The organism is Limnobacter sp. MED105 (assembly GCF_000170915.1).
Lineage (GTDB): Bacteria > Pseudomonadota > Gammaproteobacteria > Burkholderiales > Burkholderiaceae_B > Limnobacter.
Genome location: NZ_ABCT01000001.1, coordinates 363,080 through 383,639, shown reverse-complemented (window position 1 = coordinate 383,639; position 20,560 = coordinate 363,080). Strand labels below are relative to the sequence as shown.

The 20,560-nt window shown below is 53.5% G+C and carries 16 protein-coding genes; 5 read left to right on the top strand and 11 right to left on the bottom strand.

Features of this window, described 5'->3' with window-relative positions:
• Positions 1-11: 11 nt before the first annotated feature.
• The 5 genes from LMED105_RS01805 to LMED105_RS01785 form a co-directional block, all read right to left on the bottom strand.
• Complete coding sequence (locus tag LMED105_RS01805; RefSeq protein ID WP_008247616.1) at positions 12-4,808, bottom strand: RHS repeat-associated core domain-containing protein; 4,797 nt, start codon at positions 4,806-4,808, stop codon at positions 12-14.
• A gap of 123 nt (positions 4,809-4,931) precedes the next feature.
• On the bottom strand, positions 4,932-5,213 hold the full coding sequence (locus tag LMED105_RS01800; RefSeq protein WP_008247601.1) for a helix-turn-helix domain-containing protein: 282 nt from the start codon (positions 5,211-5,213) through the stop codon (positions 4,932-4,934).
• A 23-nt stretch (positions 5,214-5,236) separates the two neighbouring features.
• The gene (locus tag LMED105_RS01795; protein WP_008247600.1) at positions 5,237-6,637 is read right to left on the bottom strand and encodes an aldehyde dehydrogenase family protein; all 1,401 of its coding nucleotides are present in this window, start codon (positions 6,635-6,637) and stop codon (positions 5,237-5,239) included.
• Complete coding sequence (locus tag LMED105_RS01790) at positions 6,634-8,289, bottom strand: acetolactate synthase large subunit (RefSeq protein WP_008247599.1); 1,656 nt, start codon at positions 8,287-8,289, stop codon at positions 6,634-6,636. Before LMED105_RS01790 ends, LMED105_RS01795 begins: the two co-directional genes overlap by 4 nt.
• Positions 8,290-8,387: 98 nt before the next feature.
• On the bottom strand, positions 8,388-9,941 hold the full coding sequence (locus tag LMED105_RS01785) for an NAD(P)/FAD-dependent oxidoreductase (RefSeq protein WP_008247598.1): 1,554 nt from the start codon (positions 9,939-9,941) through the stop codon (positions 8,388-8,390).
• Positions 9,942-10,137: 196 nt separating this feature from the next.
• Here LMED105_RS01785 and LMED105_RS17130 point away from each other — a divergent pair, with 196 nt between their 5' ends.
• From LMED105_RS17130 to LMED105_RS01770, 3 genes are read left to right on the top strand one after another with little or no spacing between them, the layout of a single operon-like run.
• Entirely contained in the window at positions 10,138-10,749 is a 612-nt protein-coding gene (locus tag LMED105_RS17130; RefSeq protein ID WP_008247596.1) for an addiction module antidote protein, read from the top strand.
• 33 nt (positions 10,750-10,782) lie between these two features.
• Positions 10,783-11,211 carry a DUF4149 domain-containing protein gene (locus LMED105_RS01775; RefSeq protein ID WP_008247595.1) on the top strand — a complete coding sequence of 143 codons (429 nt, stop codon included), beginning with the start codon at positions 10,783-10,785 and terminating at the stop codon, positions 11,209-11,211.
• Positions 11,202-12,266 (top strand): AraC family transcriptional regulator, encoded by a 1,065-nt coding sequence (locus tag LMED105_RS01770; RefSeq protein ID WP_008247593.1) that lies wholly within the window; start codon positions 11,202-11,204, stop codon positions 12,264-12,266. The genes LMED105_RS01775 and LMED105_RS01770 overlap by 10 nt, the downstream gene beginning before the upstream one ends.
• Here LMED105_RS01770 and LMED105_RS01765 read toward each other — a convergent pair.
• Positions 12,248-13,102, bottom strand: a complete 855-nt coding sequence (locus LMED105_RS01765; protein WP_008247592.1) for an alpha/beta hydrolase — start codon at positions 13,100-13,102, stop codon at positions 12,248-12,250. The two genes, LMED105_RS01770 and LMED105_RS01765, sit on opposite strands and share 19 nt — an antisense overlap.
• 226 nt (positions 13,103-13,328) lie before the next feature.
• Between LMED105_RS01765 and LMED105_RS01755 the strand changes: the two genes are divergently transcribed.
• Together LMED105_RS01755 and LMED105_RS16020 are read left to right on the top strand one after the other, a co-directional pair.
• On the top strand, positions 13,329-14,438 hold the full coding sequence (locus LMED105_RS01755; protein WP_008247590.1) for a cytochrome D1 domain-containing protein: 1,110 nt from the start codon (positions 13,329-13,331) through the stop codon (positions 14,436-14,438).
• Positions 14,439-14,559: 121 nt separating this feature from the next.
• Positions 14,560-15,039, top strand: coding sequence for a hypothetical protein (locus tag LMED105_RS16020; protein WP_008247589.1), 480 nt, complete (start codon positions 14,560-14,562; stop codon positions 15,037-15,039).
• Positions 15,040-15,099: 60 nt separating this feature from the next.
• Here the strand turns inward: LMED105_RS16020 and pqqA are convergent, their stop codons facing one another.
• The 5 genes from pqqA to LMED105_RS01725 form a co-directional block, all read right to left on the bottom strand.
• On the bottom strand, positions 15,100-15,174 hold the full coding sequence (gene pqqA, locus LMED105_RS01745; RefSeq protein ID WP_008247588.1) for a pyrroloquinoline quinone precursor peptide PqqA: 75 nt from the start codon (positions 15,172-15,174) through the stop codon (positions 15,100-15,102).
• Positions 15,175-15,262: 88 nt separating this feature from the next.
• Complete coding sequence (locus tag LMED105_RS01740) at positions 15,263-15,919, bottom strand: response regulator transcription factor (RefSeq protein ID WP_008247587.1); 657 nt, start codon at positions 15,917-15,919, stop codon at positions 15,263-15,265.
• The gene (locus LMED105_RS01735) at positions 15,916-17,259 is read right to left on the bottom strand and encodes a sensor histidine kinase (RefSeq protein ID WP_008247586.1); all 1,344 of its coding nucleotides are present in this window, start codon (positions 17,257-17,259) and stop codon (positions 15,916-15,918) included. Before LMED105_RS01735 ends, LMED105_RS01740 begins: the two co-directional genes overlap by 4 nt.
• 9 nt (positions 17,260-17,268) lie before the next feature.
• Positions 17,269-17,943 (bottom strand): LuxR C-terminal-related transcriptional regulator, encoded by a 675-nt coding sequence (locus LMED105_RS01730; RefSeq protein WP_156799475.1) that lies wholly within the window; start codon positions 17,941-17,943, stop codon positions 17,269-17,271.
• A gap of 210 nt (positions 17,944-18,153) precedes the next feature.
• Positions 18,154-20,511 (bottom strand): hypothetical protein, encoded by a 2,358-nt coding sequence (locus LMED105_RS01725; RefSeq protein ID WP_008247583.1) that lies wholly within the window; start codon positions 20,509-20,511, stop codon positions 18,154-18,156.
• Positions 20,512-20,560: the final 49 nt, after the last annotated feature.

The window sequence follows — 20,560 nt, the reverse complement described above, 5'->3', positions numbered from 1 at the left end:
TTTTATCTCAATTACTTTAGAGGCCAACTTTCTAAAACTTCAACTCCATCAACCAACCAAGGCTTCTGAATTACGATTTGCTGGGTACCTCCCACATAGTGCCCACCCTGCGAAGCCACGCGTCCGGTGTGAATAGTAGTACCTTTAGGAATCTTTATTTTAAAACCAGTGTCTATTGGTGATTTTGCGCCGCCTGGCCATTCGGGTAGCACCGCTTTATCAATGCGAGTTTGAATTTCACTTACTGGAGCATCTTTTGAAAAAAATTGACCCAGAGGTCTGTCCGCTGTTCCAGCCCTGTGTAGAACTTGATCCTCCTCTAGAACTCGAGAAGTATAACGTCCCCCTTCAAACGTACCAGCTAGGTCATCGGGCAGCCGTTCAAGCTGTCTTTTTGTTTCGATTGAATTTGCTTGATCTTTACAACTCAACCCCCACGGATCAACCCATGTCATCGGATTCGGCGCGTACTGGTAGGTATTCATTCCACCCAGCAATCCGATGGGGTCTTGCGTGGTGAACTGGCCGCAGTTGGGGTCGTAGTATCGGTGCCTGTTGTAGTGTAGCCCTGTTTCTGAATCGAAATATTGCCCTTGGAAACGCAGTGGATTTTCTACTTCGTTCACGTGGGCCAATACCAATGCACCGTAGGTTTTAAATGTGCTGGACCACACCACTTCAGCGCTCGCGTTGGTGATTTCTCGCGGGGTGCCAATGTGGTCGGTGTGGTAGTGAAACACCTCGCCGTTTTCAACCAGCGCAAGCGGCTTGAAGCTGAAGGGTTCAAACAAATAAGTGCGGCTGGGGCGATTTTGCTCGTGGTCAAAACCGCTGTTGATTTCACCCAACAGCACATCACCATTCCAATAAAAAATGGTGTTGCCGTGTTCACTGCTTTTTGAAATTCGCCTGCCCAGTGCGTCGTAGGTGTAGCGGGTTACAACCCCCGCAACGTTCACTTCAACAAGCTGGTTTTGGGCGTTGTGGCTGTAGCGCGTTACCTGCCCTTGGCGCGCGCCACGCTCGATGATTTCTTCTATGCGGTTGCCACGTTCATCGTAATTAAAGCGCCTGTTGCCCTGGCGCTTTAGCCGGTTGCCGGGTGTTTGTTGTGGGCGGCGGGCATTGGGACTGCTGGGCTCTGGCAGGGCTTTGTTGACTTGTGCATCGGTGGCCTCTTGTCCAACGAGTGCTTCCAGTAAATTGCTTGCGGGGTCGAAGAGGAAGGCTTCAGGTGCGGGGCCTTCGACGACACGTAGGCGATCGAGCAAATCGTAGTGGTACAGGCTGGTGCCGTGGCCTTGGTCGTCAATGCGTACCAGTTGGTTACGCTGGTTGTAGCAGTAGCGCCTTCTTGAAACTGTGGGTGAAAGTTCGCTGGATTTTTCACGACGATTGACCTGCCCGACTAGCCTGCCTTGGGGATCGTACAGGCTTTGGGTGTGAACCTGATTACCCAGCTTGCGCACCACTTCACGGCCTAGCATGTCGCGTTCAAACTGCGCCAGCAATTCGCCGTTGAAGTTGATTTCGCCGATCAAGCCCAATGCGTTGTATTGGTAACCCAAAACACCTGAAGGCAACCCGCCCATGGATCCCCAACTGCTTTGCTTGAGCCAACCCGCCGGGTTGTATTGGTGCTCAACTCGATGTTGACCTTGAAGCTCGGCGAGCACGCGGCCTTCGGCGTCTACTTCCCATTGAACACTGCGGTTCGAGTTATTGGCCTGAATCAATGGACCTTGTGGGCAGTAGGCAAAGGTGGCTTCTTCACCATCGCTGTGCCGGGTTTGTAGCAAGCGGCCCAGGGCATCGCGCGTGTAGCGTGTGTAAACCAAAGGCGCTTGCCCGCAAACACCCCATTCCTGCTTTTCAACAAGATGACCCGCCAGGTTGTACTGGTAGGTTTGTACGCGGCCATCGAAGCCGCTTTCTTTGACCAGGTGTTCGGCCAGGTCGTATTCAAAACGGCAGCTTTGACTATTTTCGTTTAGCAGCTCGATCAGGTTGCGTTCAGTGTCGTAGCGGTAGCGCAGCGTAAAACCTTGTGCATCAATTCGTGCAGTGGGTTGGCTTAATTTGTCGGCGTATTCGTACACCGTGCTGCGGCCGGTGGGGTCGGTGATGCGTTCAAGCTGGCCCAGTGGGCTGTATGCGTATTCGGTACTTAAGCCTTCATGATTGGTGGCGCGGGTACATCGCCCCATCAAGTCATAGGCGTAGTAGGCGCTTCGCCCCAGCGGGTTGGTAACGCTGGCCAGCCGCCCCCATGCATCGAACTGGTAGGTGTTACCTTGCCCCAGCGCATTGATTTGTGCCTGCACCTGGCCTTGCGCGTTGTACAACATGCGCGTGCATTGGCCCAATGGGTTTGTTATTTCACACAACAAGCCCAGGTTGTTGTAGCGGTAACGTGTGGTGGCACCTGTGGCATCGGTGTGGCTGGCCAACAGGCCTTCAGATGTGTACGTGTTGCTGCGCACATGGCCTGCTGCATTGATGTGCTTTAACACCTGCCCCTGTGCGTCAACTTCAAACCTGTGCAGCTGCCGAAGCTTGTTGGTGTAGCCCACCAAGTGGCCTTGGCTGTTGTACTGAAACTTTTCACTGTGACCCAGGGCATCCACACATTCCAACACCTGCCCGTTGGCGTTGTAGCGGGTGCGTGTAACGCCCCCCTCCGGGCCTTTTTCCAGCACCGGCAAGCCCTGTGCATTGAACTGGTATTCAGTGCGGGCACCGCGGCTGTCAATCGCAACGTGTTTGTCGTCCCATTCAAACCGATAGTGGTAGGTGGGCTTGCCTTCAATGGGGTCGCCCCATTGGCGGGTGCAACGCGACTGTTCGCCCACTTGCTCCCACTCAAAGTGAATGTTGTAGCCGCTTTTCAGGGTGCGCCGCACCAGTACATTTCGCGCGTTGTAGGCGTAAAGTTCTTCAAAACCGGCTGCATCAGTTGCCGCAACAAGTTGGCCTTGTGGGTTGTAGCGGTATTGCACCAACACCCGCTGCTCCACGCCGATCTGGGTTGCGCCAATCTGTGCAATTTGCGACACAAGCCCTTGTTCGTTGTAGCCCAAGGCCCAAGTGGTTTGGCTGCTGTAAAGGTGGGTGGCCTTGCCTTCGCTGTAGTCAATGCGAAGGGTGTTACCAAATGCGTCTTCAATTCGAACCAGAACACAATTCCGATCACTGCCACCTTCAATGCACTCGAAATGCCAGGCCAAACCCAAACCATGGCTGGCTTGCAGGCGGTAGGTTTTTTCTGCGGTGCGGGTCAGGCTTAAAAATTCACTGGTGTTGGTGCAGCTTTGGCCCACATTCAAAGGCTTGAAGTAAACGGTGCGGCCTTCTTCATCGATGTAGTTTAAGCCGCCGTTCAGGCTACCCGCGTGCACTTCAATACGCTGGCTCAAAGGGTGCGCCCAACCGGCACCCAGCCCCACATTGAAGCCCTGCTCGGCCAGGCTACTGCGGTAAGTACGCTGCCAATTCAAGCCCACCAGGCCGGGCATGGAACAATCGAGCAGTTGAAGCAATTCTTCACCATTGACCATGCTGATGGGCTCGCCAGCTGTTCTGGTGTCGGCCACCTTGGGTGTGTTTGCACCCTGTGTATTGCTCGCTGCCGGTTTGCCGGGCTCAGCTGACTTTGCCGCCGCAGTGGTGGTGCTGTTTTTTGAAGATCGGTTGCTGGGGGGCGCACTATCGACTGCACGCAGTTTGGAGGCCTGCGCCTTTTCAACTGCTTTGGCGTAGTTGGCCAGGTGGCGAATTGCCGCCACTGTGAATGGCCCCACTTTGCTGGCACCGTTTGCAACCCTTGCACCCACTCGCGCTACGCCCACGGCAAGGCTTCCGCCAAAAGTAGCCAAGGCCAGCAACACTTCAATACCAATGGCTACCACCACGGTGGCTGCGTTGCGCAATCGCCGCAGGTGGGGCACGCTTTCGGAATAGCCATCCAGAAATTCACACAGACCTGTGCGCAACAGGCGATCGGAGCCAATCAGGTTGAACAGGCGCATGCCTTCTTTCAGGGCAGAGATCATTTCTTGCGCGGTGTTGTAGGTCGTCATGCCCGCACCCACCAACATTTGCTGAATTTGCGCAAAGTTGGAATTGATCAGGGTTTCAAGCCCATTGCAGGTGGCTTTTACCGCATTCACAGTGAACTCAACACTGATCTTGATCAAGCTCCACAAACCTTCGATAAAACCCATGGCAGCGGCGCCAGCACCCTGCCCTACGGCTTTGCCTTCTTCCCACAGTTCATGAATGCGGTTTTTCGCCTTGAACTCAAGGTTTTGTGCGTCATGCTCGCGCCAGCGGGCCAGCAAAATGGTGGCCATTTCAACCAGTGCTTTTCCGCGTTCGTATTCAGTACTGCCAGCGGCGTGGGCCCGCAGTTTCGCTTCGCCTGTCCAGTAAATGCTGTTGGGGTTGAGCAGGTCTTTTTGCGGGTTGGCTGTCAGCGGTATTTTCACCACCAGCAAATCGCCCGTGAATGCTGCTGTACGCTGCCCTTCGCTACGGCCCACGAAAAAACCATCGGCATACAAGTCGCCCTGCACCAGGCCAAAGTGGGTCAGCACTTTGCAATCTACGGTTTCGCCGGTGCGCGTGCGCGGAAACCCATGCAGCATTAGTTCATCGAGTTCAGTGTCATTGATCGACTCGCGGTGCAAGGCCAACCAGGGTGACAGTTCGGTGCGTTTTTCGAAGAACGCCCAATAGTTGCCACGAAAACGCAGCCCCAAACCAGGCTTTACCGATTGACCAAAAACGGGAATTTGAACGAAATCCATGAAAGCAGCGCGGGCGAATAACCGTGCGAAGTTACTTGCCAGCCTGGATTTCGGCGAATTGAATCAGTTTGGGTGATGACTACCGGGTGATGGGGTGAGCACCCGGCCTTGAAAAAGTGAAGTTCAGACTATTTTTGCGTTTCGGAAAAGCTGGTCGACAGTGAGGCGGGCCAGGCTGCTTTCATCGCGAGGATCGGTGGAGGAATATAGGCTGACCTGCAAGGCATCCAGCACAGCGAACAGGCGGTTCACGCTGATCGACCCCGGATTCTTCTCCAGAGAAGACACGGTGCGCTGATCAATACCAAGCCTCTCGCCCAATTGTTTTTGGGTGAGGCCCAATTCGCGCCTGCGCGTGCGGATCAGCACGGTGACGTCGCTCAGATTTACTTTTTTCAGTGCCATAGTGTTTTGAATTTACTCGGTAATTACAACTTGATGACCGCCATTTTTTCTTGCGTCATGTCGTGCATGGTGTGGCCAATACCGCCAACCCCATAACCCGACTGCCGACGACCTGCAAATGGCATCCAATCAACACGAAACGCAGTGTGATCATTGACCATGACTGCAGTAGCGTCGATTTCGCGCACACAACGCATGGCCACTTTTAACTTTTGGGTAAACACCGCAGCCTGGAACGCCACCGGCAGGCTGTTGGCCTGCGCAATTGCATCGGTGAGCGATTCGGTACCGTAAACACACACCACGGGGCCAAACACTTCTTGGGTACTGACTTTGGCATCGCGGGGTGGATTTAAAAGCACGGTGGGCGAGTAACTTGTGTCGCCCAACCGCTGGCCACCACACAACACCTGCGCACCGGCTGCTACAGCTTCATTAACCCAGTGCTCAACGCGCTTGACTTCATTCGGGTTGACGAGTGGGCCGCATTCCGTATCGGCCAGAATGGCGTTGCCTACTTTCAGCTTGGAAGCCTTATCGGCAATGGCTTGCGCCAAGGCAGTGGCCATGTCCTCGGGCACGTAAACCCGCTGCACACTGACACAAACCTGCCCGGAATGATAAAAACCGCCCTTGACCAAGGCCGGAATCATGGCTTCAAAATCGGCACAGTCGTCGACTATAACCGGGGCCACACCGCCATGCTCAAGCGCACAGCGTGTGCCAGGTGCCAATTTGCTTTTTAGCCGCCAGCCCACTGCACCCGAGCCGATGAAGCTGAAAAATGCAACACGGTGGTCGATCACCATTTGCTCGGCCACGTCACTTTTACAAGGTGCGAAGCGGCACCATTCTTCAGGCAGGCCTGCCTCGTAGAGCATGTTCACAAAGGCCTGGCAACTTAGGGGGGTGGCACTGGCTGGCTTTACCAGCACCGGGCAACCCGTGGCAATGGCCGGCCCCACCTGGTGCACAATCAAATTCAAAGGGTGGTTAAAGGCGGACACCGCCACCACGGGGCCAATGGGCTCGCGGGTGGTGAATGCCATGCGGCCTGAGCCCGCCGCGGTCAGGTCCATTGGAATTTCCGTGCCGGTAAGGTGGCCCAATTCCTTGATGCACAACTCAACACCGTCGATGGCCCGCGTTACCTCGACCTTGGCGTCCATCAGCGGTTTGCCACCCTCATTGGCAATTTGAAAGGCGAGCTCATCGAACCGGCCTTGCATCAACTGCGCGGTTTTTTTCAGAATGGCGATGCGCTGGTGCATGGGCAACCAGTTGGCGCGGGTTTTGTGGAGTTGGCTGGCGGTATTCAACCAGCCATCGATGGTGGGCCAATCGACCAAACCCACTTCGCCAATGGGCTTCAGATCGAAGGGGTTGACGACTTCAAGAGTGGCGCTGTTTACCGAGTTGCTCATATCAAACACACCTTTGCGGCCAATTCGTCGATCAGCACACGTTTGTTTTCAGAATAGTCCACCGGCACGTCTACGATGTGCACACCCCCGGCTTTGAAAGCCCGGTCAAAGGTGGGCACCAGCTCTGCGGCGCTGCCAACGCGGTGACCGGTTGCACCATAGGCTTCGGCGTACTTCACGAAGTCGGGGTTGCCAAACTCAAGCCCCCAATCGGCAAAGCCTGCGTGCTCTTGCTTCCAGCGGATCATGCCGTAAGAACTGTCATTCAAAATGGTAACGACCAGGTTCATCTTCAGGCGCACAGCGGTTTCAATTTCTTGCGAGTTCATCATGAAGCCGCCGTCGCCACAAATGGCCATCACCCGGCGGTCGGGGTACAACATGGCAGCCATCATGGCCGAGGGCAAACCGGCACCCATGGTGGCCAAAGCGTTGTCAAGCAGCACGGTGTTGGGCTCGTAAGCTTTGTAATTGCGGGCGTACCACAGTTTGTAAATGCCGTTGTCCAGCGCAATGATGTCTTTGGCGCCCATGGCGCGGCGGGTTTCGGCCACCAAGCGTTGGGGAATGATTGGGAAGCGGTCGTCGTCTGCACCCTCTTTGATGTGCAGCTCGACTTCGTCCCGAATGCGGTTGAAGTAGGCCAGGTCGCACACCACTTTGCCGCCAATTTTCTGGGTCAGCTTTTGCACGGAGCGGGCCACATCGCCCACCACTTCGCATTGCGGAAAATACACTTGATCTACTTTGGCAGAACGGTAATTCACGTGAATTACTTTCTTGCCGCCATGGGCCATGAAAAACGGCGGCTTTTCAACGACATCGTGACCCACATTGATAATGAGGTCGGCCCGCTCAATGGCGCAGTGCAGGTAGTCGCCATCAGACAAAGCAGCGGTGCCCAAAAAATGGGGCGAGCCTTCATCCACGACACCCTTGCCCATTTGCGTGCTGAAAAACGGAATGCCTGTGGTTTCAATGAATTCTTGCAAAGCCAGCCGGGCCTGTTTGCGGTTTGCACCGGCACCCAGCAACACCAGTGGCATGCGGGCCGAGCGGATCATTGAAACGGCTTCGTTGAGCACCACGTCATCGGCCACGGCATAGTGGCGCTCGCTGCGGGGAATAATGGATGCGGTGGTCGGCTCGGCGGCAATGTCTTCGGGCAACTCGAGTAACACGGCACCGGGGCGTTCTTCTTCGGCGATACGAAATGCCTCGCGAACCAGGGCAGGAATGTTGTTGCCATGAACAATTTGCTTGCTCATTTTACAAATTGGCGCAAACAGATTGACCACATCGATAATTTGAAACTGGCCTTGTTTGGACTTCTTGATGGGCTTTTGCCCGGTGATCATGATGAGCGGAAATGCACCCAGGTGCGCATAAGCAGCGGGGGTGGTGAAGTTGGTTGCACCTGGGCCAAGGGTGGCCATGCACACGCCGGCGCGGCCAGTGAGGCGACCATAGGTAGCAGCCATAAAACCTGCCCCTTGTTCGTGGCGGGTCAGCACCAGCTTGATACTGCTGTTGCGCAGGCTTTCTACCATGTCGAGGTTTTCTTCGCCCGGCACTGCGAATATGTGTTTTACGCCTTCTGCTTCCAGGGCTTGAACAAATAGGTCGGATGCTTTGGTGCCTTGGGTCGACATGGTCGTTCTCCTGAATAGTGAACGACCAGTGTCTTCCTCTTAGATTTCAATATCAATACCTTTATCCATTCTGGGTAGTAACTTGCCTACACACCCAATCAGGCAGCCTTCAGTGCCATCAAGCCCGTACTGATGTGGTCGCTTACCTTGGGCTTTACGGTTTTTCCGTTGGGGCCGGTCAGCACATATTCAGCCGGGTTAAAGCGTGCAATGCGCATGCGGTATTCAGCGTTCAAGCCGGGGTACAAAGTGTTGTTGCGGCCATTGGGGCTTAGGTACCAACTGGCGCAACCGCTTTTCCACACGGTGTGTTCGCTGCGGAAGTCCATGGTGTTCACGAACTTCTGCTCTACTTCCGGCTTCACCGAGATGGCTTTCAGCTTGCGCTTTTGGCGCAGTTTGATCGCTTGAATCACATAGCCAATTTGCGCCTCTGCATAGGCAATCACCGAGGTGTGGCCCGGGCCTGTGAACGGGCCCACCAGGAAATACAGGTTGGGGAAACCGGCCGTTGAAATGCCTTGGTAGGCTTCCGAGCCGTCTTTCCACTTGTCATTCAAGCTTGCGCCACCAATGCCTTTGGCATCGATTGGCGAACCTGTATGGCGCACTTCGTAGCCGGTGGCGTAAATGATCACATCCAGTTCATGCTCCACACCATCGGCGGTGCGAATGCCCTTTTCGGTGATGCAATCAATGGCATTGGTTTCAAGGTGTACATGCCCTTTTTGCATGGTGGGGTACCAGTCTGAACTGACCAGAACGCGCTTGCACCCGAACTTAAACGTGGGGGTCAGCTTCTTGCGCAGTTCAGGGTCTTTCACCTTGCGAGCCAGGTAGCTGCTGGCCATTTTCTCGGGTTGAGCCTTGAACATGTCGTACTTCAAAATCAAAAATGGCGCGGTCAATTCATTGAACCAGTAAACACCCAAACGGTTCATTTTCATGTTCAGCGGGGTTTTGCGGTTCAGTGCTTTTTCGGCTTCTTCAATGTTGCGGTCGGGGCGCGGCATGATCCAGTTGGCCGTGCGCTGAAACACCACCAGGTTTTTCACCTTGTCAGCAATGGCCGGGCCAACCTGAACGGCAGTGGCGCCAGTACCAATCAGGCCAACGCGCTTGCCTTCGAGCTCTACGGAATGATCCCAGGCCGCTGTGTGCACGGTTTTGCCTTTGAACTTTTCGGCGCCTTTGAATTCTGCAACCTTGGGTGCACTGAACGGGCCCACCGCTGTGACCACATTGCGGGCCTGAATGGTTTTGCCATCGGCTGTGGTGATGTTCCACAAGCCGGCTTGTTCATCGAACACAGAACCAGTAATGCTGGTGTTGAATTGAATGTAGGGATACACGCCGTACTTGGTGGCGCAGTGGCGCAGGTATTTGTAAATTTCGCCCTGCTTGGCGTAGCTGTTGCTCCACTCGGCCCATGGCTCGAAGGAGTAGCTGTACAGGCTGCTTTTGACGTCGCAACCACAGCCAGGGTAGGTGTTGTCGCGCCAGGTGCCGCCCACATCGTGGCCTTTGTCGAAAATCTTGAAATTGGTTTCTCCTGCTTTCAGCAATTGAATACCCATGCCCAGGCCGGAAACGCCTGCGCCGACGATTGCTACTTCGAGAATGTTTTGTGCTTCTTTCTTTGAGCTGGCCATGTGGTGTGTCTCGTGTTGTGTTGGTTTTCGATGAAGTGCAGTGTAGGGGCTTGGGTGCAACAGGCGTGAGTGTGAAAAGTGACTACTTTGGAGTCAATTTGGGCCACAAAGACTGAACTGATGAATCTGGAAGGTTACTTAACTACCTCCATATACTCTATTAAAATTGTAATCGATCGATTACAATTAATTGTTGATGTACAAAATAAAAAGCCTGCCAGAATTCAGCCAATGGCTCGAATCGCTTGATGACAAATTGCTGAAGGGTGCAATTCTTGGTCGACTTCGACGAATAGAGTTAGGCCTGAAAGGCGATGTAAAAACTGTCGGCGACAGGGTGTATGAACTTCGCATTCACCTTGGAGCAGGTTGGAGAGTGTATTTCACTGAACGCAATGGAGATCTAATTGTGCTGTTGTGCGGTGGAAACAAACGTACCCAGACCAAAGACATAAAGAGAGCGAAAGATCTTTCCTCAGCAATTAAACAGAGAGTCGAACCAATGAGAACCGAAAAATTGGAACTGAATGAGATTGAAAACTTTTCAATTTCCGAGCATTTGGACAGCCCAGAAACTATCGCAGCCTATTTAACGGACATTCTGGAAAGCAACGACCCTGCGTTGCTTGCCGCTGCTTTGGGCGATATCGCTCGTGCCAAAGGTATGAGCGATGTCGCCAAATGCACGGGAATTACCCGAGAAGCACTTTACAAAGCGCTTAGAAATAATGCGTCCCCACGATTCGAGACTGTGGCCAAAGTATGCTCTGCATTTGGAGTCAAACTCGTGGCACAAGCCATGCACTGACCACACATCAAATTAGCAGCAAAGGAGTACAACATGGAATGGTTTCAAGCACTAACAACCTTGGCCCTGGGTGGTTTGTTCGGCGGTATTCTGGCCTTCTCGGCCTTGTTTGCACCGCTGGTGTTCACCAAATTGCCAATGGAACAAGCGGGGCCATTCATTCGCACTGTGTTTCCCTGGTACTACCTGTATGTGATCGTGTTCGGCTTTCTCAGTGCCATTTTTGCAGGGCTTTCCGGTGGCGGCTTTTGGGTGTTGTTTCCATCGGCGTTGGTCGGCTTGGCCAGCGTGTACACACGGCAAATTCTGATGCTCCAAATCAATGAACTTCGCGACCGGGAACTGGCTGGGGACACAGCAGCCGGTGCTGAATTCAATCGCAAGCACCGGCTTAGCGTGATCATCAACAGTGTGCAATTGCTGGTGGCTGCAGCCACCCTGGTTTACTGGGCATGGAACTGAAAGACCTTCCGCAGCTTAGGCTGCTGGAACAAACCACAGTGGCACAAGCCTACCCGCTGTTTTTCGTGAACTATGCAGTGCAACGCGGCTTTGCGGCCGAGCAAATTCTGCAACACAGCGGGCTGACACTGGCCCAGTTACAAGTGCCCAACAGCCGCATCGCCGCTGCCCAGCATGGCATCATCGTGATGAATTTGCTGGCGCTGTTTCAAAGCGAACACATTGCCATCGACATGGGCTTGCAAAGCAGCCTGACCAAAGCGGGCATGATCGGCTTTGGTTTGATGAGTTGTGCAACCCTGCGTGAGGCCATTGAACTGGGTATTCGCTTTTTGCCCACCAAAGTGCCCTTCTACACCATAGACACCAGTGAAGACGAACGCACCCTAACGTGCCACGTGCGCGAAGCCATGCCCCTTGAACCCGTGCGCAAATTCGCAATTGAAAATTTTGTGGTTGAAGTGTGGCGGCTGTTTGAAAGCCTTTTCAACCCCATGGGCAGCAAGCGCGAGGCCAGCGGAATTGAATTGTGGTTTGACTGGCCCGAGCCGCCTTATTATGCGAGCTATGCCAGCAGCCTTCCCAAGTGCCGTTTCAATGCGGCTGGCAATCAAATCCGAATTCCCGGTAGGTGGCTGGACCTGCCCTTGCCCACCGCCAATGCCACCACGGCACAAATGGTGATTCAGCAATGCGAGCAGGAATTGATTGCGCTGGGCCTGGGTGACAACTTAAGCGGTCGCGTGAAGAACCTGCTGATTTGCCGGGAGGGCCGCTACCCGCAGCTTGAAGACATGGCCGAGACACTGCACATGTCGGTGCGCACACTCAAGCGCAAGCTACAAAATGAAGGGCGCAACTTCACTGATTTGCTGGGCGAGGTGATTCAACGTGATGCTTGTCTGCTGCTTGAAACCAGCAAATTGAATGTGGATGAAATTGCACAACGCGTGGGCTACCAAGACCGCGCGAATTTCACCCGGGCATTCAAAAAACTGACTGGCAAAACACCAAGCGAATACCGGGAGTGGGTGAACTACGTTGTCAAGAAATGACTGACCAAGCCTTGCGCATCGATATCATGCGGCAAGCTGACATGGTCAGTGCCTTTCACGGTGGCCACCAAAGGTTTTACAGCGAAATGCTGCATCAGGCGCAATGACGAATCATGAGGTACCACTTCATCATTTTCAGCCAGCAACACAAAGGTGGGGTTGCGCACATTCGCAGCGCATTCATTCGATTTGAATTTGCTGCGCAACAACAGTGACACTGGCGCCAAAGGCACTTTCTTTTTGGCAATGCTGATCAAGCTGTCGTATGGGGTAAACAAGACCAGCTTATGCACCGGCGTACTGGCAGCCAGTTGCATGGCAACCCCTGTGCCAAGGCTACGCCCGATCACGGAAATCTGATTGCGATCACACCAGGGTTGCTCGGCCACCCATTTGTAAATAACCCGTGCATCGGCCACCAAATTCTTTTCCATTGGCGTACCTTGGGAATTGCCATAACCGCGGTAATTGAAAAATACCAGGGGTAAATTCTTGAAACCTTGCGCTTCGTTCAACAGCCAGCGAACGTCTTCGCTACGGCCACCAAAGTAAACGGCACAAGGTGCCTTGCTACCCGCACCGCCCGTGCCTGCAGGCATGCGTACCCAACCTTCCAGCTCAACGCCGGGCGCCACTTGCAGACGCAATTCGGTGAACTCGTGCGCATGGTGAGTCAGCACATCGTGGTGCTTTAAAGCCGGGCTGAAAATGTGTTTGGTTTGACTGAAGTAGAGGTAGGTCCAATACGCCGCAAAACCCATGGAGGCAGACAGCGCCACACGTGGCACCAAACGCGACTCGCCTAAACGGGCTTGTTTTTCTTGAACATACTTCATGGCTGCACTTCTTTACAAAATGGTTACTGGTCACACTACACAGTGTATTGAAACCAAACTGTCACAAAGGTTCAAAGTGCTTGCAGAAATGGCGTTAAATCAACGTTTGGAAGGAATTGCCCACATGACCTGTCACAATGACAGGTCATATTTCAGGAAATCTTCCCGGGACAAAACAGGGAAACTTCCGTAGCGTTGAACCGATTAGCAGGAAGAGGACAAGAACATGAAATTCAAAACAAGCGCGATTGCGCTAGGGTTGGCCGTGGCATTGGCGGCCTGCTCCAAAAAAGAAGAAACAGTTGCCCCGGAAGCTGCAGCACCGATTGAACAGGCTGCGCCGCAGGCTGTGGCCTACGTAACCCACCAAGACGGCCCGGTGACTATTTACTCACTGGCGGACTACACCAAGATTGGCGAAATTGATGTGGGTGAAGGCGGCCGCGGTGTGGGCTTGACCGATGACGGCAAACTGCTTGTTGTCGCGGTCAAGGAAACCAAAGACTTGGCGATTGTAGACACAGCCACCAACCAGGTAGTGCGCCGAGTACCCGTGGGCATTAACCCCGAATTTGTGCGCGTGCTGGGCAACCTGGCCTTTGTGGCTTATGAGCCTGCCTCCAAGGGTGGGCCACCGCCCAAACCTGGTTCAGCTGAGGCCAAGGCCATTGAAAAAGAGCGCGAAGAAGGCGATGAGCTGCCCGCACAAGTGGCGATCATCGATTTGGTCAAAGGCGAAAAAATCAAGGAAATTACGGCGGGGTTTGAAACCGAGGGCATTGAGTTTTCGGCCGATGGAAAACACATTATTGTGACCAACGAGGCCGATGAAAATGTGTCGGTTCACGACATTGAAACCGGTGAAAAAATCAAACAGATCGACACCGAAAGCTACGGCATACGACCACGCGGCGTGAAACGCTCGCCCGATGGTGAGCAATTTGTGGTCACGCTGGAATACGGCAACAAGATGCTGATTCTGGACAAAAACTACAACGTCATCAACGAAGCAGCCACAGGCGAAGTGCCCTACGGAGTAACTTACACCCGCGATGGTTCTGAAATTGTGGTGGCCTTGGCACGAGGCAAAGCCATACAGGTGTTTGATGCAAAAACGCTTGAACTGAAACGCGAAATGCCTGTGGGCGAGCGTTGCTGGCACTTCAGTTTTACACCCGACGACCAACAGCTGATTGTGGCCTGCGGCCGCAGCAACAACATCTTGGTACTGGACTACGCCACTGGCAATGTGATCAAAGACATTCCGGAAGGCAATATGCCTTGGGGTGTGATGGTGTCGCCAAAATCAGTTGGATCACTGGACATTCCGGGCTGATACAAGCCCCTATGGGTATTTTTGATCGTTTGTACTCCTAAACGAATATTCCGCGTTAATCAATGAAACGGTTGCCACTATGCAACACCTTTATGTGATTAACGTCGTTTAGGAGTCACCTATGAGACGCGTATTTAATGTCATCGACAGGGGCATTGCAAGCAGCCCAACGAATGCCGAGACCGCACCAGGCAATAGTATTGAGGCGGTCCAGGCTGCTTGGGCCCAAGCACTTCGCTGCGACTTTGGCCGCACCCGCGACGCCATGTTGTGCCACTTGGCTGAAACCACACAAGAATTGGCACACCAATACCCAAATGATTCAAAGGTTCTGCTTTGGAACGGTATTGTGCTGACAGGTTACGCGAAATCATTGGGAGGCCTGTGTGCGCTGCAGTTTCAAGCCCACGCCAAAGCGTCCCTGGAACGTGCCATTGCACTGGCACCCAATGACGGGGCCGCCTACCTTTACCTTGGCCTTCTGTACGATCACGCCCCCGCTTCACCTTATGGTTTTGGCGATGAAAACATTGCCAGGTCCCTGCTTGAACAGGGTTTGAAACTGACCCTGAGCTCAGCCGAGCAACTGCGCCGCGCATAAAAAAAGGAAAGCCAACTCTGCTTGGCCTTCCTTTCTTGATACTGCAACAACCGAAAACAATTAACGGTTGGCAATGTACATGGTAATTTCAAAACCGAAACGCATGTCTACAAATTGTGGTGTGGTCCAGCTCATGTCTACTTCTCCATCGTTGTTGAGTACTGGCAAGCAAACTTGCCATTTACGAAGTGTACTGAGACCTGCTCAGGAATATTGCCCGACTTTACTGCGTGATTGAAGGGTTGGTCAATCCCCAGGCAATCGCAAGTTTGGTCAGTTCAATATCATTACTAACCTGTAATTTCTTTTTGATTTGGTAATGAATGTTGTGAATGGTTTTTGCACTCAAAAAAAGCAGCTCGCCAATTTGCTCAGCCGACTGCCCGGCAACCAGCAAACACAACACTTCAAACTCCCGGCTGCTTAATTCATCAAGCCCGCCCCGGTTGTCGCGCAGGCGCGAGAGCGCCATCAAACGTGACAAGTCGGCGCTTATGAAAGTACGGCCAGCCAACACCTCACCGATGGCACGCAACAGCACTTCAGGCCGACTGCTTTTGGTGACATAACCTTTCGCGCCAGCATCCATGCAGGCCCGCGCCAACTCGATTGAATTGTGCATGGTGAACATTAAAAATTTCACCTCAGGCCAACGCCCCAACACCCGCTGAACCAGGTTCAAACCCACCGGCTCGGGCATGCTGATGTCACAAATGATCAAGCCAGGCAGTTCTTTCTGACAAGTGCTATAGGCCTCTTGCGCGTTTTCAGCTTCACGCACCTGCTTGAAACCACCTTGTGTTTCCAGCAAATGGCGATAGCCGGCACGCACCACTGCGTGGTCATCGACCAACAAAATACGGAGGTCAGCGTTGTTCATGCAGCACCCTTGTCTAGAAAACGGGCTAACACCACAAAGTGGTTCTCCTCAACCCGCGCTGTGAATACACCACCATGCACCCGAACCCTTTCGGCGAGTAAGTTCAATCCCATGCCGCCCGATGGCACCTGCGTTTCAACCGGTTGCGGCAAGCAATTTTCAACACGCAGTTCAAGCCCCCCTTTCAGGAAAGCCAAACTCACATCCACGGGCGCTCCCGGTGCTGCGTGGCGCCGCACATTGGCCAGGCATTCTTCCACGGTGCGGTACACACACAAGGCACGATCCTTGTCCAAACTGTTCAAGGCTGCGGCCTCAAGATTCAGGTTCACTGTCCAGCCGCTTCCCGCGCTGATTTCCCACCGAGTACACAGATCTTGAATGGCCATGCCCAGGTCTGCCCCCTCGAGAACAGGTGGGCACTTATTCACCAACACCGCACGCATGCGCTCGAATGCACCTTCAATTTGCAGGTCGATTTCTTCAAGCTTTTCCTGCACCCCGGTGTCGCCACCTTTCAGTTGCGCACGCAGTTGGGCACAATTCACAGCAATCAGGCTAAGGGACTGTCCTAAATCTGCGTGCACCAAGTGGGCCAACTCCCGTCGCTCTTCTTCCTGCACCTTCAGCAACTTCATCATCAAGTTGCGGCGGGTTTGGGTAAGGCGCCACAAACGCTCGTTCAGGCGATTCACCCCCCGCGCAATGCGGCCAAACTCGCGAGGCTGAACATCGGGAAGTTGCGCAGGCGGCGGGCTGTCCTCGGAGATGGCAATTGAATCAATTTTTTCAACCAAAGTAGCGGCAGGCTGCAGGGCACGGCCAATTACCACGTAAGTCAATGCGGCAAGGCTGGCCACAATCAAGGTGCTCAGCAACAGCAGGTCGCGCAGCGTATTCCAGAACTTGGCCAAGACCAGTTGCGGGTCAGCAGTAATGGTCAGCTCGCCAAAGGGTTGGCCCCACAAGCCCACAGGGCGGGGTTGTGCTTCAATTTGTACGCCCAACAGGCGCATGAGTTGCGCCTCGACAGGGTGCCGATCTTGATTGTCACACCCCTCTTGCCGCACCTGCCCGTTCCAGCCCTCGTAACGAATGCAATACGGCGCCAGTAACAAACCATACTGGCTGCCCACCAGCACTGGCGAACCTTCGATTTCTGGATTAATTTGCCGCTTGTACATGGAATATTCCACCATCTCGTGCAAGCGCGTGGCATCTCCCGCCAAGGCATCGTCTACCTCGTTGGCCGTGCGCAGCACCACGTAGGCGGAAATCAACACCCAGCACAACAGGCCCAAGGTGATCATTCGCACCAGCAAATAGCGTTTCAGATTCATTTAAACAGTTTAATCGGCGTTGGGCTGCAAGTGCGCCAGCGCCGCTTCCCCATGCAGGCGGGCCGCCAGTTTTCTTGCAACAGAATAGTTGCTCACTGCCTCGCCACGGTTTTGAACACCCAGTCGCCCAAAGGCCTCCTTGATGTGCGCATTTACCGTGTCGGGACTCATGCCCAATATCTTTGCAATTTCCTTGCCTGTTCTACCAAGGGACACCTGTTCCATCACCTGTGCCTGCTTGATGGTCAAGGGTTTGGGGCTGCCTGGCATTTGAATCAGGCTTTGAAACTCGTTCCGTTGAGAAATTGAATTCAGGTTGACTGAATCACGTTTCAGAAAGGCCTGGACCTGAACCATCAATTCTTTGTAATGCTGGCTTTTGGACAACAGCAAGGCGCCGGAATTGGCCACCTGCCGTTCAATTTTTGCGTCGCCCAGTGCAGTAAAAAAAATACGAAGTGAATTGGCAAAACGTTGCGACACCAAATCAATTACTTCAGCGGGCTTGCTGTTGGGCAAAACCAGGTCCGAGACCACGAGGTCTACGCCGGCTGGTTCAATGTGATGAAGTTGCTCCACAGAATCAACCACCCGGGTGGTCAAGCCAGGAACAACCGCCGCAATAATTTCCTCTACGACCATGGCCGAGGTCGGATGGTCTTCAAGTATCAACAAATTCTTCAAACCCTTGTCCCCAAAAGTGTGGTTGTCGCGTGGCAGTTTTTAATTAATTTTGATATGAATTATTCATGCGATTATCAATTGAAATATTGAATGGTGTAAAGAATGCAAAGATGCTCACAGGCCTTTCACAGGCTTGTGAGCACTTTCAAATGATTGAGTTTGAATTGGGTGGCCCCAATTCACAGGGTGACAAACTGACTGGGGACCCGGTTAGCGCGGATCGCGGCCTTCATCCTTACCAACCGTAATCCAGTGATGAAGCGCATCCCCAAAGCCATTTGGTCCATAGGCCTGCAGTAAATCAGGGTATTTATACAGGTAATTAACCACGCTGAAATTCGGGCTGCCCATACGACCTTCCCCGATACCATTGCTTAACCAATGCTGAATGCCACAGTGCAGATTACCCGCGCCACATATTTGTACAAGGTCGGGGTATTTGTTCCAGTAGAACACGGGGTCGAACTCAAAGCTGCCTGCGCGACCTTGATAGAAGCCGTAATCCTTCCAGTGCGTGGCCATGTCCATATTGATCTGCACCACGTCAGGGTGAGCATCGTAGTAGTAATCCCAGTCAAATACCGAGGCGGCAAACAAAGGGTCTGGTCCCTTCTTGTGCTTTTTCTTTTTCTTGCCTAGCTTGGCAATCGCGTTGCCTGCATCCCGGAAAGCGTTGGCCGCTGAATGGGTTGCCGAGTCTGCCACCTTGCGTGCCGCATTTTTCGTTTGCTCGTATTGCACGCGCGCAGCTTCAGCCTGCTGCTGTGCCAACGCCTGCGCCAACTGCGCCTGCTGTTCAGCTTCTTTGGCAACACGTTGTGCTTCGGCAGCGGCTGCATTGGCTATTTTGTTCAATTCAGCCGTGGCAGCCGTGGCTGTATAGCCCCCCAAATGGGCAAACTCGGTTGAAATTTTTCGGTAAGCCGCTTCCAGTTCCTTGCCAATGCAATTCTGGATTTTCGAAGGGTCTACATTAACCCCACCGTGCGCATCGAATACATCTGAAAGATTGGTGGTGGGCACAATGGCAAGCTCGCCTTTGATTTCAAACGGATTCACGCAGGTGGCATTCACCGCGATACGCATATTGATGGGGCCATACGCCACCTCCACCTTCTGCCCGGCAATATTGCCAATCATGGCAATTTCCTGCTTGTCTTTGTTGATCAACCAGGATTGCGCCATGTAGAAATCGAGCGGGCCCAGTGGGCCAATCTTCAGCCTGATTTTTCTACCCACCTCGGAGCTCAAGCCCGAAAGCCCGGCGGTGCCTTGCATCCAACCCATTTCCTGGCCCATCACCTTCACATTGCCAGCGGCGTACATGAATGGGCCATCTTGGGCCAAGGGGCCAAGCACCAGAAAGTTGAAGTATTTTTTGTCCTCGGGAAACGGTTTGGTGCTGTCACCGAACACATAAGCCGGTGCCGGGTTGGGGTTGCCCATCTTCATCACCGACAAGGGTTTGACCATGGTCAACAAGGCGCCCTTGAACGAGTCGATTCCCTTGATGAAACCACCACCATGTTTTTTCAACCTTGGATCTGGCGAGGCCATGGCCACCATGACATGCGCCGCGTCTTCCATGGTGAAGTTTTCAGGAGTCGACATGCGAAAGCTGAAATCGGCCAGGTCCATGGCACCAGCGGGTGTCAGTGGAGTCTGAAACTGCATCAGTACTTTTTTATCCTTGGCACCGCTGAAGTACGCATTGCCCTTGTAGCCAAACGTCAATGCATTGTTCAAAAAGAATGTGGCATCGGTCAGCCGCACTTGCGGCAAGCCCATTTTTACAGCGGCCCCGGGGCCAAACTGGAATTCCACGAATGCCTCGGGTTTCAGCGCATCCATTCCGGCTTTCTTCATGGTGTCGCCGTGCGCAACCGCATCTGCCGCGCCAGCTCCTGCGCCTGCACCGGCGGTCAGGTCAGCGGGAATGGGCATAACCACCGCCGCACGCATCAGCATGTTGCTGACATCGGCGCCAAGGCTGGCCATGGCTATTTTAAAAGCGCCGCCCACATTCGCACGCGCAGCCAACTGCACGCCACTTGAAAATTCCAGTGAATTGACATTGAAGTATTGATTACGCACTACATCGCGCAAGGCCTGCGGCATCCTGACCACATCCAATGCATAGTCAGTGGTGGAAATCGAAATCATCGGTGTTTTTAGCGAGGTTTGCCCCAAGACCTTTTGAACATCCTTACTCAGAATTGCAGGCATGTTGACCGACTTGTCCACCACCAACAGCAAGGTTTGCTGCGACTTTCCACTGGTGAAGAAGTAAAGCTGCAAGGGGCCTGAGCGGGTCATGTAACAGCCCGTCAAGTTGTTGCCGCAGCTGGTTTCCTTCAGCGAGGCAACCATGCCTTGCACATCGTCTTTGATGCCTGCAATTGGCAAACCATGCAGCATCTTTTTCAGGCTTGGCGTAATTTCAGGCATACCTTTCGCGTACGCGGGCTGGTGCAGCGTGATGGCACTTGCCAAGAGAGCCACTGCGAGCAAGCAGCCTCTTTTTATGCGCATGAACCGGGTTTGACTTTTTTGTTTTTCTTGTTTCATCTACCGTGCTCCATAAAAGGGAGCCTTGATTATCGGCAGACAGGTGAAC

Coding starts and splice junctions, on each gene's coding strand:
- LMED105_RS01765 (WP_008247592.1), bottom strand. CDS start 13,102: ATGAAGTATGTTCAAGAAAAACAAGCCCGTTTAGGCGAGTCGCGTTTG.
- LMED105_RS01805 (WP_008247616.1), bottom strand. CDS start 4,808: ATGGATTTCGTTCAAATTCCCGTTTTTGGTCAATCGGTAAAGCCTGGT.
- LMED105_RS01785 (WP_008247598.1), bottom strand. CDS start 9,941: ATGGCCAGCTCAAAGAAAGAAGCACAAAACATTCTCGAAGTAGCAATC.
- LMED105_RS16020 (WP_008247589.1), top strand. CDS start 14,560: ATGAGACGCGTATTTAATGTCATCGACAGGGGCATTGCAAGCAGCCCA.
- LMED105_RS01800 (WP_008247601.1), bottom strand. CDS start 5,213: ATGGCACTGAAAAAAGTAAATCTGAGCGACGTCACCGTGCTGATCCGC.
- LMED105_RS01775 (WP_008247595.1), top strand. CDS start 10,783: ATGGAATGGTTTCAAGCACTAACAACCTTGGCCCTGGGTGGTTTGTTC.
- LMED105_RS01735 (WP_008247586.1), bottom strand. CDS start 17,259: ATGAATCTGAAACGCTATTTGCTGGTGCGAATGATCACCTTGGGCCTG.
- LMED105_RS17130 (WP_008247596.1), top strand. CDS start 10,138: ATGTACAAAATAAAAAGCCTGCCAGAATTCAGCCAATGGCTCGAATCG.
- LMED105_RS01740 (WP_008247587.1), bottom strand. CDS start 15,919: ATGAACAACGCTGACCTCCGTATTTTGTTGGTCGATGACCACGCAGTG.
- LMED105_RS01755 (WP_008247590.1), top strand. CDS start 13,329: ATGAAATTCAAAACAAGCGCGATTGCGCTAGGGTTGGCCGTGGCATTG.
- LMED105_RS01725 (WP_008247583.1), bottom strand. CDS start 20,511: ATGAAACAAGAAAAACAAAAAAGTCAAACCCGGTTCATGCGCATAAAA.
- LMED105_RS01790 (WP_008247599.1), bottom strand. CDS start 8,289: ATGTCGACCCAAGGCACCAAAGCATCCGACCTATTTGTTCAAGCCCTG.
- LMED105_RS01770 (WP_008247593.1), top strand. CDS start 11,202: ATGGAACTGAAAGACCTTCCGCAGCTTAGGCTGCTGGAACAAACCACA.
- LMED105_RS01795 (WP_008247600.1), bottom strand. CDS start 6,637: ATGAGCAACTCGGTAAACAGCGCCACTCTTGAAGTCGTCAACCCCTTC.